Annotated in this window: 12 protein-coding genes; 4 read left to right on the top strand and 8 right to left on the bottom strand. The window is 69.2% G+C overall.

Translation table 11 applies throughout. From position 1 onward, the window contains the following. Window positions 1–18: 18 nt before the first annotated feature. From ACX1DX_RS11775 to ACX1DX_RS11745, 7 genes are read right to left on the bottom strand one after another with little or no spacing between them, the layout of a single operon-like run. Window positions 19–351, bottom strand: coding sequence for a DUF202 domain-containing protein (locus ACX1DX_RS11775; protein ID WP_459396752.1), 333 nt, complete (start codon window positions 349–351; stop codon window positions 19–21). Beyond that, window positions 348–710, bottom strand: a complete 363-nt coding sequence (locus tag ACX1DX_RS11770) for a YidH family protein (RefSeq protein ID WP_459396751.1) — start codon at window positions 708–710, stop codon at window positions 348–350. Before ACX1DX_RS11770 ends, ACX1DX_RS11775 begins: the two co-directional genes overlap by 4 nt. Continuing rightward, window positions 707–1,783, bottom strand: coding sequence for a glycosyltransferase (locus tag ACX1DX_RS11765; RefSeq protein WP_459396750.1), 1,077 nt, complete (start codon window positions 1,781–1,783; stop codon window positions 707–709). The genes ACX1DX_RS11770 and ACX1DX_RS11765 overlap by 4 nt, the downstream gene beginning before the upstream one ends. Before the next feature lie 8 nt (window positions 1,784–1,791). Next, a complete protein-coding gene (locus ACX1DX_RS11760) occupies window positions 1,792–2,664 on the bottom strand; it encodes an ABC transporter ATP-binding protein (RefSeq protein ID WP_233120786.1) in 873 nt (290 codons plus the stop codon). Then, window positions 2,642–3,517, bottom strand: coding sequence for an ABC transporter permease (locus tag ACX1DX_RS11755; protein WP_459396749.1), 876 nt, complete (start codon window positions 3,515–3,517; stop codon window positions 2,642–2,644). The genes ACX1DX_RS11760 and ACX1DX_RS11755 overlap by 23 nt, the downstream gene beginning before the upstream one ends. After that, window positions 3,518–4,693 (bottom strand): glycosyltransferase, encoded by a 1,176-nt coding sequence (locus ACX1DX_RS11750; protein ID WP_459396748.1) that lies wholly within the window; start codon window positions 4,691–4,693, stop codon window positions 3,518–3,520. Continuing rightward, on the bottom strand, window positions 4,693–7,254 hold the full coding sequence (locus ACX1DX_RS11745) for a glycosyltransferase (RefSeq protein WP_459396747.1): 2,562 nt from the start codon (window positions 7,252–7,254) through the stop codon (window positions 4,693–4,695). Before ACX1DX_RS11745 ends, ACX1DX_RS11750 begins: the two co-directional genes overlap by 1 nt. Window positions 7,255–7,438: 184 nt before the next feature. Between ACX1DX_RS11745 and argG the strand changes: the two genes are divergently transcribed. The 4 genes from argG to ACX1DX_RS11725 are packed head-to-tail and all read left to right on the top strand — an operon-like array spanning window position 7,439 to window position 12,152. Then, on the top strand, window positions 7,439–8,860 hold the full coding sequence (argG, locus tag ACX1DX_RS11740; RefSeq protein ID WP_182766969.1) for an argininosuccinate synthase: 1,422 nt from the start codon (window positions 7,439–7,441) through the stop codon (window positions 8,858–8,860). Window positions 8,861–8,912: 52 nt separating this feature from the next. Continuing rightward, a complete protein-coding gene (locus tag ACX1DX_RS11735; RefSeq protein ID WP_182766970.1) occupies window positions 8,913–9,254 on the top strand; it encodes a hypothetical protein in 342 nt (113 codons plus the stop codon). Then, entirely contained in the window at window positions 9,247–10,419 is a 1,173-nt protein-coding gene (locus ACX1DX_RS11730; protein WP_459398215.1) for a glycosyltransferase family 4 protein, read from the top strand. Before ACX1DX_RS11735 ends, ACX1DX_RS11730 begins: the two co-directional genes overlap by 8 nt. After that, on the top strand, window positions 10,416–12,152 hold the full coding sequence (locus ACX1DX_RS11725; RefSeq protein WP_459396746.1) for a glycosyltransferase family protein: 1,737 nt from the start codon (window positions 10,416–10,418) through the stop codon (window positions 12,150–12,152). The genes ACX1DX_RS11730 and ACX1DX_RS11725 overlap by 4 nt, the downstream gene beginning before the upstream one ends. Here ACX1DX_RS11725 and ACX1DX_RS11720 read toward each other — a convergent pair. Continuing rightward, window positions 12,124–13,920 carry a hypothetical protein gene (locus ACX1DX_RS11720; protein ID WP_459396745.1) on the bottom strand — a complete coding sequence of 599 codons (1,797 nt, stop codon included), beginning with the start codon at window positions 13,918–13,920 and terminating at the stop codon, window positions 12,124–12,126. The genes ACX1DX_RS11725 and ACX1DX_RS11720 overlap by 29 nt on opposite strands. Between the last annotated feature and the right edge of the window lie 95 nt (window positions 13,921–14,015).

Here is a 14,015-nt window from a genome sequence, read left to right as displayed (position 1 = left end):
CGCGGCCCCGGTGCGCCACTAGCGGGCCGCCGGGCCGACGAGGGTCAACGCGAGCACGATGAGCCCCCCAGTGGCGACGGCGAGGGCCAGCGCGGCCGGCAGGACCCCGTCGGGCAGCTTCACCACGCCGGAGGTCAGCGACCGGTGGGTGTACCGGTACCGCCGACGCGAGGCCGCCCCCAGCACCAGTGCGGTGAGGATGCCGGCCCCGCCCAACAGCCACGCCCATACGCCCACGGTCTGGGCCGCGATGCGGGCGTAGACCAGGGCGCCGAGGCCGAGGGCCAGGGACGTCCGCTGCCAGGCCAACCCGGTGCGTTCCGGCTGGAGACCGGGGTCGTAGACGCTCATGCCAGGAGGAGGCCGGCCAGGATCAGCACACCCACCAGCGCGACGATGATGGCCACAGGCAGGGCGAAGAACGCCGTCGGCAACGGCTGCGCACTGCGGAGGGCCTTCTCGTAGCGCGCCCAGCTCCACCAGGCCATCGGTGCGGCGGCCGTGCCTGCGACGAGCAGCACGATGGAGGCCGCCATGCGGAGGCCGCTGTGGATGTCCGGCCCCAGCACCTCCAGCGCGATGCCGCCGGCCAGGAGGGCGAGGGAGGTGCGGATCCAGGCGAGGAACGTGCGTTCGTTGGCCAGCGTGAACCGCGCGTCCGGCTCCTGGCCGGTGCCGTAGACGACCCTGGGGAAACGTGGCCGGGTCATGGCGTCAGTATGCCCGCGAGCTTGCCGATGCGCCCCGCGGCCTCGTCGTAGGGGCTGGGCCGCTGGCGGAGTTCCTCGCCCGCGGCGCGGGCATTCGCGACGAGCGCCGCCCGGTGGTCGGCCTCGGCGGCGAACCTGCGGAGGGCCTCGACGGTGGCGGGCACGCCGTCGACGATCACTCCGGCGCCGGTTCCCTCGACCAGTTTCCGCACGCGGGGCAGCGGCGTGGCGATTGTGGGCATGCCCATGGCGAGGTACTCGTACACCTTCGACGGCATGGCGTCGCGGAAGGCCGGGGTGTCGGCGAGGAGGCACAGGCCGACGTCGGCGCCGGCGGCGATGCGCCAGGATTCCGCAGGGGGTTGCCGGTCGTGCCAGGTGACGGTGCGCGCATCCCGGCGGGTGAGCCGCTCGTCGAGCCAGGCGCGGTCCGCTGCGGCCACGGGGCCGACGAGGTCGAGGTGCCAGGGCGTCGGGTCGTCGACGGTGGCCGCGACCGCCTCGACCATGTCGCGGAGGCCCCTGGTGGTGCGGTTGTCGCCGATGTAGACCGCCCGGCGGTAGCCCAAGGCGCTGTCACCGGGAGCCGACGGCATCGGGGGCAGCAACGTCACGTCCGGGACGTTGCGCATCACGAAACGACGGGGAGCGTGGCGCGGCGGCACGTGGTCGTCGGCGACCAGCACCAGGTCTGCCCGGGTGATGATCCGGTTGAGGAGGGACACGGCGCCGCGCAGCACGGCGAGCAGCGGCTTGGGCACCCAGGCCCTGTCGCGCAGCAGCTCGCGGTAATCCTCGTGGACGTCGGCCACCCAGGCACGTCGCAGCACCCGCGACGACACCCAGGCTGAGAGCGCGGTGTCGGGGTCGATGGTGATCAGCACGTCGCAGCGGGCCTGCCAGGGCCACAGCAGAGCGCGGAGGCCGCGGTGCACCTTCCCCGTTGGCCGGGCGCCTGCCCCTGTGGAGGACAGCCCGCGCACGCGCACCCGGCAGCCGGCGCGTTGCAGCGCTGCCACGGTGCGGTGCAGGCGGGCGTCGGCGACGTCGTGCCCCGTCGTGACGATCGCCACTCTGGGGGTCAGAAGTCCTCCATGACGATGGAGTCGTCGCCAACCTTCAGGAAGTCCAGATAGGCCTGGCACACTTCCTTCGGGTCGCCCCGGCGGATGAGCTTGCCCTTGTGCAGCCAGACCACCTCGTCGGAGAGTTCCTGGATGGTGCCCAGCGCGTGCGACACCAGCAGCATCGTGCCGGCGTGGTCCATGAGCTCGGCCATCTTCTGGTTGGCGCGGTCCTTGAACTTCGCGTCGCCGGCCGAGAGCGCCTCGTCGATGATCAGGATGTCCGGGTCCATGTGCACGGCGACGGAGAACGCCAGCCGGGAGAACATGCCCGAGGAGTAGGTGCGCATCGGCATGTCGATGAAGTCGCCCAGATCCGCGAACTCAGCGATTTCCTCGAAGCGCTCCGTGACCTGCTGGCGCGTCAGGCCTGCGGCCAGGCCGCCCAGGACGACGTTCTCGCGACCGGTCAGGGCCGAGTTGAACCCGACGCCGAGCGCGAGCAGCGTGGAAACCTTGCCGTCGATCTCGATGCGGCCCTGCGACGGCGGCAGGATGCCTGCCACAGCGCGCATGAGCGTCGACTTGCCGGCGCCGTTGGCACCGATGACGCCGGTGCACTGGCCTTTCGGCACGTTGAAGGTGACGCCGCGGAGGGCGCGCACCTCCCGGTAGTTGACCTGCTGGCCGCGCAGGCGCTTGACCATGGCGTTCTTGAGCGTGTTCTTGCGCTCCATGAACACCTTGTAGGTGATGTGCAGGTCGTCGATGACGATGGCTGCGCCCTCGTCGGACGTGGGGGGCGCGACGGAGGAGTGGACCTCCGGCTCGGGTGCTCCGGGCTGGCGCTCCAGGTACTGGGATTCGTCAGAGGCGGACAGCGAAATCACGCTCCCTAGAGATGAAGTACAGGATGCCGCCGATGCTGAGGGCCAGCGCCCAGGCGACTGCCGTGGCCACGTAGTACCACGGCGGGTTGTGGCCGTGCAGGGCGTCGCTCCACATGCCGAGGATGCCGAAGACCGGGTTGAACAGGATCCACTCGCCCGTGCGCTTGCCGATGGGGTTGGTGAGGAACTGCTCGCCCGTGTACAGCACCGGCGAGGCATACAGCCAGATGCGGATGATGTACGGCAGGAAGTTCGCGGTGTCGCGGAAGTAGACGTGCCAGGTGGCCACGATAGAGCCGAGCCCCATGCCGATGAGCGCGGCGAGCAACACCACGAGCGGGACCCACAGCAGGGTCCAGGCGATGGGTTTGCCGAAGACGACGTGGATCACGGCGTAGACGATCATCGTCGGCACGAACCGGCGCAGCGCCAGGTAGGTGTTGGCGAAGATCAGCAACTGCTTCGGGAAGTTCATGTTGAGGATGAGCGAGCCGGCGTTGGTCACCGAGGTGGCGCAGGCCTGCACGATCCCCGAGATCAGGAAGAAGAGGAAGAGGCCGCCGGCGATCTGCGGGAAGTCGGCCCGCGGGACGCCGTTGGCGTCGAGCTGGCTGCCGCCCCCGATGATCATCACCAGGAGGAAGTAGACAGCCGCGAGCAGGAGCGGGTTGAGCACCAGCCAGGCCTGGCCGAGGAACGTGTTGGTGTTCCCGGCGCGGATGTTGGTGTCACTCATCTCCTTCGCGAAATCGAGGCGGTGCCACAATTCCGTGAAGTACGCCCGGAGGTTGGGGATGCCCGCTTTGTGCGGTGTATAGACGCGCCGCGTGGACGTCTCAGCAGTGTTGGCCACTTAACCTTCTCCCCGGTGATCCGCGTGCGCGGATGCCAGCTTCTCGTAGACGGCCCGCAGGCGGGCGGCGTCGGCATCCCAACACAAGGCGGGACGTGCCGCCTCGACATTACACACGTAGCGCCGGAAATCAGCAACGGCCTCCCTGATTGCGCGGGCGAGGCTCTCGGGGTCGCCTGGTGTGTAGAGGGTGCCGAGGTCGTGCTCGCGCACCACCTTGGCCAGTTCACCGATGTCGGTGGCCACCACCGGCAACCCGAGGCTGACGGCGTGGAACAGCTTGTTGGGCAGGGCGAGGCGATGGTTGACCCACTTGTCGGAGTGGGTCACCAGGGACAGGCCGGCGGCCGACATCAGGGCAGAAGCCTCGTCGAGCGGTAGTGCACCCAGGACGGTGACCCGGCCAGGATCGAACGACGTGAGCCAGGTCTGATCCGCCGGGCCGCACATGGTGATGGGCAGATCCACGAGCTTGCTGGCCGCCGCGATGGTCTCGAGTTCGCGGTAGGCGGCGATCCGGCCCGCGTACACGAGGCCTGTCGGCGTCTCCGGGACGGCGGGGTGGCCGTCGCGCAACGGGAAGGTGTTGCGCACCACCGTGACGTCCTGCCAGCCGTGGACACCCTGCAGCGCATCGGCGACACCGTCGCCGACGGTGATGATGGCGGAGGCGCGGGAGCCACACTCGCCCTCGACGCGCTTCTCGCGGGCGTCGGCCAGGGGGGTGGGCCGGAACTCGCGCGGGAGGCCCGTCCACAGTTCGTGCGAGTCGTAGACCAGGGGCACCTTTCGTTCGCGGGCGAGTTGGTCGCCGGCGGCGAGTGCCGTGAAGTCGTGGGCGTGCACCACGTCGAAGTCGCGCTGCTGTGCATCCTTGACCGCACCTGCAGCCCACCGGCCGAAGGATGAACGGCGGTGCTCCGGCAGCAGCAGCCACCGGGCGAAGCGCAGGTGGGGAGGCAGTTTCTTCCCCGCCAGCGACGGCTGGCCCTCCCCGCGGAACACCGACGACGTGCCCACCGACGACACCGTGATGCCCGGCCCCGGCACGAAGTCGTCGGGGACGGAGCGCCCGATGATGTGCACGGTGTGCCCGGCGTCGACGAGGGTGCGGGCTTCCCGCAGCACCCGGGTGTCCGTGGCCACCGAGGTGGCCACCAGCATGAGGATCTTCATCAACGGGCCGGCTCGCCCAGTCCCATGAACTCTGCGAGCACGTGGGCGCTGTGCCGCCCGTCGTGCCACCGCTTGGCGTACTCGCGGCCCCGGCTGCCGAGCACCGCGGCCCTGGCCGGGTCCGCCGCAACGTCGAGCAGCACGCTGCGCAGCGTCTGCGACGTGGCTTCGACGATGGGGACGTCGTCCTGGATGCGCTGCCGCACGCGGTCTGCCACGTGGCCGATGACCACCCGGCTCCCGGACATGGCCTCGACGGCGGTGATGCCGTAGTCGCCGAGCCGGATCTGGTCGATGACGATGTCGGCGGTGAGCATCTGCTCGCGCATCTCGTCGCGGCTCAGTTCATTGAGGCCCCGGTAGACGATGAGGCCTTCGGCTTCGAGTTCGCGGCACACCGCGTCGACGTCCTCAGAGCCCTTGATGGAGCGGCGTGAAGGCACGTGGAACACGATGGGGAGACCGCCGTGGGCCAGGGGCGACATGGAGGTCCGCCATTCGTCGGTGTCGACGACGACGGGCAGCCAGGTGGCCTGCGGCAGGTAGTCGAGGAGGTCGTTGGTGGTGACGAAGACGGGGCCGTCGAAGCTCAGCACGTGCGGCGTGAGGTCCTCCACCTGACGCTGCAGGATGGCCGTCAGTTCCTCGGTAGGGTCCTTGAACGGCGAATCCGGCTCGAGTGAGGCGTGGATGCGCGGGTTGCGGATGTCGGAGCCGTGGAAGACGAGGCCCTGGCGGATGCCCTTGCGCGCGAACCACCCCACCTCGTCGTAGAAGTGCGCACCGAACTTGGCGCCGATGACCGAGCGGCCCGATTCCGTGAGGACGTGGGTGACGCGGTCCTCGAGCTTGGCCTGGAGCTGCTTCTGCCAGGCGGGTGAGACCCACTGGCCGTAGGTGACCGTCTCGTCGACGGGGAACGTCAGCGACTGCTCGCGGTGCCGCCACACCGACTCAGCGATGGCCTGCGGGTACTCACGCATGAGCGCCTTGGCCCAGAGCTGGGGCAGGCCGCCGGTGTTGGCGCAGCCGATCCGGATCCACGGCCTGGGCTCGAACAGCTTCGAATCAGCGAGGGTGGCACGCTGCCGGAGCATGTCGCTGCGGATGGCCGCCAGGTTGTCGTGCAGCTTGGTGGGCTCGAGGCCCGGCAGGAGCTTCGGGTCCGTGATCTGCTTGGCCACGTCGACGATCACGTGCTCGAAGTGCTCGAACGTGTGTTCCGCCACGAGTTCATCGGTGAGCTTGGCCCGGTACTGGCCCAGGTTCCCGAGCAGCTTCTTCGCCGCCTCGGCCAGCGAGGGCGGGTTGGAGTGCAGGAACACCTCGCCGATCCCCAGCGTGGTGACACGTTCAGAGAGCCAGTCCATGTTCGAGGTCAGGATGGGCAGGCGTGCCTGGACGGATTCGAAGTACTTGTTCGGCGCTGCCCAGTTGTGGTTGCCCACGGGCAGGAACGGCATGACGGCGGCCGTGGCGGAGGCCAGGTATTCGGCCACCTCGTGGGTGGGGGCGAAGGGCACGAAGTGCACCCGGTCGCGCACGCCGTGGGTGGTGGCGATCGCTTCGAGCTCGTCGGTGTAGGAGCTTTCGCGTCGGGCGCCGATCGCCAGGTGCACGCCTGGCAGGTCCTTCAGCGCCACGACGGCGTCGTGGACACCGCGGTGGTAGCTGAGCCCGCCCGCGTAGACGAGCAGCGGCGCCTCGTCGTCGATCTTGAGGAAGTCGCGGATGGTGAGCGTGCGGCCGGTCTCCGGCAGGTTTCCGATAGGCGCGTTGGGCACCAGCGGGGGCACTTCGCTCAGGGAGTACTGCCTGGCCAGGAAGTCCGCGATGGGCTGGCAGACGGTGACCGTGGCGTCGACCTTGGGCATCGCCTCGGTTTCGAGCGCGGGGAAGCCTTTCGTGACGTTCTGGTCGTCGCTGGCCAGGCCGTAGACGTACTCGCGGGCGTCGTAGAGGAGCCCCATCTGCCTGCCCTTGGACCGCTGGATCTCCGCCACCTCGGCGCCCATGGGGAGCAGGTGGACGTCGGTCACGATGAGGTCGGGCTCCAGCCCGGCGATCACGTCGCGCAGCGCATCGGTCATCACCGGCACGTGCGGTAGCGCGGAGCGCCAGTCGAACGGCGCGTCGGGGTCAGGCTTGGGCGCATTGACCTTCTGGGCCGTCTTGTTGACCAGCCCCTGCGCCGGGCGCAGCACGCGCTTGTTGGCCTGCTTGACCACGGCTCCGGCTGTCTCCTCGACGCGGGCGATGGCCTTGGCCACCTTCTGCGGAGGACGGCGGTGCAGCACGAGGTGGAACGCCTTGCGGACGATGCGGTAGAGGATCGACGGCGGCTTTGGCCCCACGGCGGGCGCCGGCCCACCGCTCTTCGGCCTGGCCTGGCAGAGGATGTACGGGATGCCCGCAATCACCCCCTCGTTGGGGATGCCGGTGCCGAAGCCGACCATGGTGACGCGATAACCCGCAGCAACCAGCGCCAACGCATTGCGCTGCGCGCGTGCGTCGATTTCGATGTTGTTGGGTAGCGCGATCACAGCATGGGGTCGCTGCATGCCTGGCCTCCAGCCTGCCGACGGTACTAGGCGTGCATCCTACCTTCTGCCGCGGCGCACACCGCTTCGGCGCACAGCGGTCAGCAGTGGTGCGCATGGTGGCAGATTCCGCGACGTGGATCCGGCATGCCCGCAAGGTCGGACAGCGTATAGAGAGCGTGATCCCTGCGGCTACAGTGGCGCCGTGACTAAAGTACTCACCTCCCTGCCCGTCGGCGAGCGCGTCGGTATCGCGTTCTCCGGCGGCCTCGACACCTCCGTCGCCGTCGCGTGGATGCGCGAGGCGGGCGCCGTGCCCTGCACCTACACCGCAGACATCGGCCAGTACGACGAGCCGGACATCGACTCCGTTCCCGGGCGCGCGGTGGAGTACGGCGCCGAGATCTCGCGGCTGATCGACTGCAAGCCGCAGCTCGTCGAGGAGGGCCTGTCCGCCCTGGCGTGTGGCGCGTTCCACATCCGCTCCGCCGGCAAGGCGTACTTCAACACCACGCCGATCGGGCGCGCCGTCACAGGCACGCTCCTGGTGCGCGCCATGGCCGAGGACAACGTCTTCATCTGGGGCGACGGCTCCACCTACAAGGGCAACGACATCGAGCGGTTCTACCGCTACGGCCTCATGGCCAACCCGCAACTGCGCATCTACAAGCCGTGGCTCGACGAAGAGTTCGTGCGGCAGTTGGGCGGCCGCGCGGAGATGAGCGCCTGGCTCACGGAACGCGACCTTCCGTACCGCGACCCCAAGGAGAAGGCCTACTCCACCGACGCCAACATCTGGGGCGCCACGCATGAGGCCAAGACCTTGGAGGACCTCAACGTCTCACTCGAAACCGTTGAGCCCATCATGGGCGTGAAGTACTGGGACCCGTCGGTGGGCATCGACACCGAGGACGTGACGGTCCGCTTTGAGCTCGGTCGCCCCGTCGCCATCAACGGCGTCCGCTTCGACGACTCGGTCTCGCTGGTCATGGAGGCCAACGCCATCGGCGGTCGCCACGGACTCGGCATGAGCGACCAGATCGAGAACCGCATCATCGAGGCCAAGTCGCGCGGCATCTACGAGGCGCCGGGCATGGCGCTCCTCTGGATCGCCTACGAGCGCCTCCTCTCGGCCATCCACAACGAGGACACCCTCGCGAACTACCAGGCGCAGGGCCTCAAGCTCGGCCGCCTGCTGTACGAGGGCCGTTGGCTGGACCCGCAGTCGCTGATGCTGCGCGAATCCATCCAGCGCTGGGTCGCCTCCGCCGTGACCGGCGAGGTGGACCTGCGCCTGCGCCGCGGCGACGACTACACCATCCTCGACACCCGCGGCCCGCACCTCAGCTACCAGCCCCACAAGCTCTCGATGGAGCGCGTGGAGGACGCCGCGTTCGGCCCCACGGACCGCATCGGCCAGCTCACCATGCGCAACCTCGACATCGCGGATTCCCGCGAGAAGCTCGAGCTGTACGCCCAGCAGGGCACCCTGCTGGCCGGGCACGCGGCGCTCATCGGGCAGTTGGAGCGCGGCGGCGCAGCGGCCATCGCTGAGTTGGGCGCCACCGGGCCCTCGGATGTCGACGAGGCCGTGGAGCGCTCCTCGATGGACACCGGTACCGACTGACCCCACTGATCGCCATCTCTGCCCTGGACGGCTCGCTGGTAAGGTGCCGAGCGTGGACCCGGACGACGTGACTTTTCAACAGGCAGCCCAGGACAACGAGAGGCTGCGGAAAGCCCTTGCCGCAGACCTCGAGGTCGTCCGCGCGGAGATGACGACGCTCGTGGCCGAGCTCGAATCGGCCCGGGATGACGCGCGTGTCATGGCTGAGCGACTCGTTGAGCGCGACATCGCCCATGACGCACTGCGCGACCAGCTCGCCGCGGCCGAGGCTTCTCAGAAGGAATCGGCTGAGGTCATCGCAGCCCAGAAGCGCCACATCGAGCGGTTGAAGAAGCAGTTGCAGCGCCCCATCCGAGTCCTGGCCAAGAAGGCGCTCGGGCGTGGGAATGGCTGAGCCCACGCACTGGGAGGAACTGCTCGCCGAGGACCTCGACTTCGTCGTCGTCGCCCCCACGTATCCGCGTGCCTGGCGCCACGGCGGAGAGTTCATCCGCTCCCGGGTGCACGCCTACGTGGCGGCCGGCCTCAGGGGTGCCGTGATCGACACTTCGGGCGAGGGCTCCCGCGTGCTGCGGGCGCGCGATTCCGCCACCGAAATCTTCGTCACCCACACCGACGACCTCCCGTCGGCGCTGGACGTGCTGCAGCGTCGCGGCGTGCCGGTGCTCGCCCACTCCCCGTCGCCCACCGTGTCGGGAATGCTCACCGAACGGCTCCCGGGCCTGCGCCTCATCGTCTGGTACCACGGCTACGAGGTGCGCGACTACCGGCGCCTGGCTGGCAACTTCACCACCGCCGAACTCGCGCTCCGGCGAGCCACCCTGGACGAACTCAACCGCGTCCGGTTCGACGCGGCCCGCAGCCTGTTCTCCTGTGGGGATGCCGCGATCGTGTTCGTCTCGGAGATGCAGCGACAGAACTCGCAGTGGGACGTCGGCGCGGAGGCCGTCAACTCCCACGTCATCCCGAACCACATCGACACGGCTCACTTCAGGGCCCGCGAGAGGCAGCCGCACGAGGCCAACCGCATCCTCCTGATGCGCAGCTTCGAGCAACGCAACTACGGCAACGACATCGCCATCAACGCGATCGGCCTGCTCAAGGCCAGGCCGGGCTTCTTCGACCTGCAGTTCACGGTACGGGGCTTCGGCCGGCTGTTCCAGCGCAAGGTCGCCCCGCTGCACGGTCTTCCCAACGTCACCGTCGAGAACCGCTACTCCAGCCCCTCCGAGATGGCCGCGCTGCACTACGACCACGGCATCTTCCTCTGCCCGTCGCGCTACGACACCCAGGGCGTGATGCTGGGCGAGGCGATGGCCAGCGGCATGGTGACGATCACCAACCCCGTCGCGGCCATCCCCGAGTACACCGACGCCACCTGCAGCCTGCTGCCCCGGCCGGACGACCCCCGGGCCTTCGCCGAGGCCATCTGGTACCTCGTCGAGCACCCGGAGGTGCTGCCCGAACTGTCGCGTAATGCGGCCGCGAGGGTGGAGCGCCAGTGTGGGGTCGAGGCGACGATCAACCGCGAACTCGACCTGATCAGGACGTTCACATGACGCTCTATTCCCCTGTGGTCTTCACCGATGACCCGACGGTGGCCGAGCAGTCGCTGGCCCGTGGCTGGCGGGTCGTGTCGCGCCACCCGGACAACCCGCAGGTCATCCGCCTGACGGGCAACCCCGTGCTGTGCGGCATCCCGCAGCCCACCATGAGCATCGCCAACGGCTCACTTGATGCGGAATCCACCCCTGTGTGGAACTACGTCCTCAACTGGCTGTCGCAGCACGTGCCGCGCCCCATGCCGGTGGTCGCGCCGAATGACTGGCTCACGGAACTCGCGCTGTGGGCGGCCGGATCCCGGGATTGGCCCTTCGGCGTGCTGCTCACCGGGCAGCCCGTCCTCACGCCACAGGCCATCGCCCTCATGACCGCTGCCAAGGGGTTCTACGTTCCGGACCCGGCCGTCGCCGAGGCCTTCACGCGCTCCTGGCCGGCTCCCGTGCAGCATCTGGAACCCACCCCGCTGGTCGACCTGGCGAGGGAACACCCGGTGCCGAACACGAAGGCGCTCGACGGGGTCACCCGGGTGTTGCTGGTGGCATACTACGGTGGCCCCTCGCCCACGGTGGGAGTGCAGCGCGTCAACTACTGGTTCGAGCAGATGGAGATGCTCTCCGACGGTGCGGTCACCGTCGACTATGCAGTGGCCACTCCCTGGCCTGACGCGCCGGAGCACGTGCACCGCGTCCCCGATCTCTGGACGGGCAACCTCGTGTTCAACGGTTCGCCGCTCAGCCCGGCCGCCACCACGCTGCTCGCTGACGGGGTCGCCCGGCCCTACCCGTACAGCAGGCAGGTGGCGGGCTTCTGGAACTGGGCGCTGGAGCGCTATTTCGACAAGCGCGACGACGAGTACGACGTCGTGATCCTCTCGGGCAATCCCTACCCCTACTTCGATTTCGCGTCCTACGCCCGGCGACGCTGGACCGCGCGGGTGATCCTGGACTACCGGGATCCATTCGTCGGCAACCCCCGCCACACATGGGGCGCAGAGGCGAAGAAGGACGCTGAGTACCTCGAGGCCGGCTGGAACCTCGACGCCGATATCGTCACCGTGGTGAACCAGGGCTGCAAGGACGTCACCGTGCGAGGCAGCGCCCAGACCCGCATCGAGATCGTGCCCAACGGATTCGATGAACGCGTGCCCGCGCCGCCTGTCGTCGACCGCCAGCCCGGGTCCCCCGTGCGTTTCTCGCACGCGGGGCAGATCTACAAGATCACCCCACCTGACAGGCTGCTCGAGGCGATCGCCGGCACCGATGCGGAGTTCCACCAGATCGGCGCTCCCGTGACGCACGACTTCGGCGCCCACGTCGTGCGCCACCCGCGGGTGCCACGCGAGGAGGCCCTGCGCCTGCTCTCGACCACGGACTGCGGCGTCACCTTCATCGGCGACTCCGGCATCGAGACCCCCACCAAGATGTTCGACTACCTGGCGCTCGGCCTCGACGTGCTCGTCCTGCACCGTGACCTGCTCGAGGGGACGGCCATGTGGGAGATGCTCCGCGGGGTTGAGGGCGTTTACTGGGTGCGCGACGACGTCGAATCCATCAGGGAGTTCCTGGCGACCTACCAACCGCGGCAGCACCCAGAGCCGGGCCGGGCGGAACCCTTCATGCGCCGCTCATCGACCCTGCGGCTGATCGAACTCATCCGCGAACTGGGCGACCACGGTTTCACCCCACCGGCGGAGTTGCGCGCTATCGCAGAGCGGAGCAGCGCTCGCTGAGCGCAGCCCCGTCCACCGGTGCCCACACCTCGAGGCCGTAGCCGCCTGAGCGGGCGGGAGCCGTCTCTCTCAGGGCCAGGCGGTAGTCGTCCGGGAACTGGAGACCGGCCTCACCCAGCACCTCGGGGTCGATGCGACGCGCCCCGTCGGGGCTGACGAGCAGCCAGGAACCGCCGATGAGGTCGCAATCGGTGTGGAGCGTCAGTTCGCGGGCGAGCCGGTCACGGGATCCGGGATATCTGCCGATCACCCAGGAGTCCGCCGTGGCCCGGGCCCGCAGATGGTAGACGAGACCCGGAGACTCGCCCGTCAGGTCGAGCACCGGAGTGCCGGCCACGAACCCTTCAGCGGCCACGCCGTCTGCCACCGCACCGAGGTACCGCGCCATGTCCGGCGAAAGGTCGACCAGTGCCTTACCGGCCAGGTCGACGGCGACGTCCTGGGCGGCGAGCGGCTCCTGCCGGGGCGCGGCGCCCGATGCGGCATTCAGGCACAACGCCGTCGCGAGCAGCCAGACTCCTGCGACGGCGGGGAGCGCGGCCCGGCTCTTCCTGGCCGCCCCCAGCGCGACCAGTGAGCTGGCTAGCCAGCAGAAGGCCGCGGAGCCGGCCAGTGCGACGGTGCTGTAGTGCGTACCGAAGGCGTAGACGTAGGGCAGCAGCAGAAGTGCGCCGACGGCGGCCAGCACAGGGCGGCGAAGCCTTCGGGCAGTCACCAGGGAGGCGACGGTGCCGCCCGCCCAGAGGAGGAGGGCCACCGTTGCCGAGCGGAGGACCCGGCCAGTGAGGGGGGTGGACCCGTCGGCCATGGCCCAGACCGTCGCCGCGCCCAGGAGCGCGGCGAGCCCGGCCAGGCAGTGGGGCGCGTACCGGCCGGCCCGGCGAAGCACCATGGCGATCGCCAGCAGCAGCCCGAGCAGCAGACCCCAGAGGACGTCCGCCCGTTCCCACCGGATATCCTCGGTGAAGGTGTTGACCACGGCGTCCAGGGCACCGCGCTGGGTCTGGATGCTGTACAGCTCCAGCCCTTCGAGGACGCGCTCCAGGAAACGGACGGGGCCGCCGTCGATCAGGAGGGTCATGATCAGGAACGCGGTCAGGGCGACGCCTGCCGCCACGCCGAGCCCGCGCCAGCTCCATTGGCCTGCCACGACGAGCGCGATGAGCACCAGCACCAGGAGGAGCGCACCGGCCGTGGGACGGGAGGCGAAGCAGACCACACCGCCGACGCCCAGTGCCGCCCAGGGCCAGACCCCCAGCACCGGACGCCGGGTCGGCGTGGGGGCGGGCAGCAGGATGCCGGCGAGCGCCGCCCCGGACACGAGCAGACCGATGAGGCCCAACAGGTTGTAGCTGGGGGTGAAGAACACCGACTGCGATCCCACAGCCAGCAGGACCGTCGGCGTCAGCAGCGCTCCCCACGCCACACTGCTCCCCCGGGAAAGCGCGAAGGCCCGCCGGACCACGGCGGCGAAGAACCCCACGCCCACCTGCAGGAGCAGCAGCACCGTCCACCGGCGAACGAGCACCAGGTCCTGGCCCGCCAGACTCCACAGCGGATGGAAGAAGAACGCGAACTGCGTGCTGGCCCAGGGCCAGTCCCACGGGGAGGTCATCCAATTGAGGTACATGCCCTCGTCGGTGAGGTCGAGGCCACGTCCCGTCATCCACCAGACCCTGGAGAGGATGGCGAGATCCGCCAGGATCAGGCCCATTACCGCCACCCGGCGCCAAAGTGGACCGGGGCGGATGGCAGACTCTGTGGACACGGGCACATCCTAGTGAGTACTCACTCGGCCTTCACCGCCCCGCCCGGCGCCTCTCCCCCGCGTCGTCCAGCCTCGAGGATGCGGCCGATACACCA

Source organism: Tessaracoccus zhenghani, assembly GCF_054552775.1.
The sequence above is the reverse complement of the archived record's forward strand: the minus strand, read 5'-3'. Positions and strand labels throughout refer to the sequence as shown.

What these genes read in the sequence shown, in the direction of transcription:
- ACX1DX_RS11775 (WP_459396752.1), bottom strand. Translation starts at nt 351, where the DNA reads ATGAGCGTCTACGACCCCGGTCTCCAGCCGGAACGCACCGGGTTGGCC.
- ACX1DX_RS11770 (WP_459396751.1), bottom strand. Translation starts at nt 710, where the DNA reads ATGACCCGGCCACGTTTCCCCAGGGTCGTCTACGGCACCGGCCAGGAG.
- ACX1DX_RS11750 (WP_459396748.1), bottom strand. Translation starts at nt 4,693, where the DNA reads ATGAAGATCCTCATGCTGGTGGCCACCTCGGTGGCCACGGACACCCGG.
- ACX1DX_RS11745 (WP_459396747.1), bottom strand. Translation starts at nt 7,254, where the DNA reads ATGCAGCGACCCCATGCTGTGATCGCGCTACCCAACAACATCGAAATC.
- ACX1DX_RS11730 (WP_459398215.1), top strand. Translation starts at nt 9,247, where the DNA reads ATGGCTGAGCCCACGCACTGGGAGGAACTGCTCGCCGAGGACCTCGAC.
- ACX1DX_RS11725 (WP_459396746.1), top strand. Translation starts at nt 10,416, where the DNA reads ATGACGCTCTATTCCCCTGTGGTCTTCACCGATGACCCGACGGTGGCC.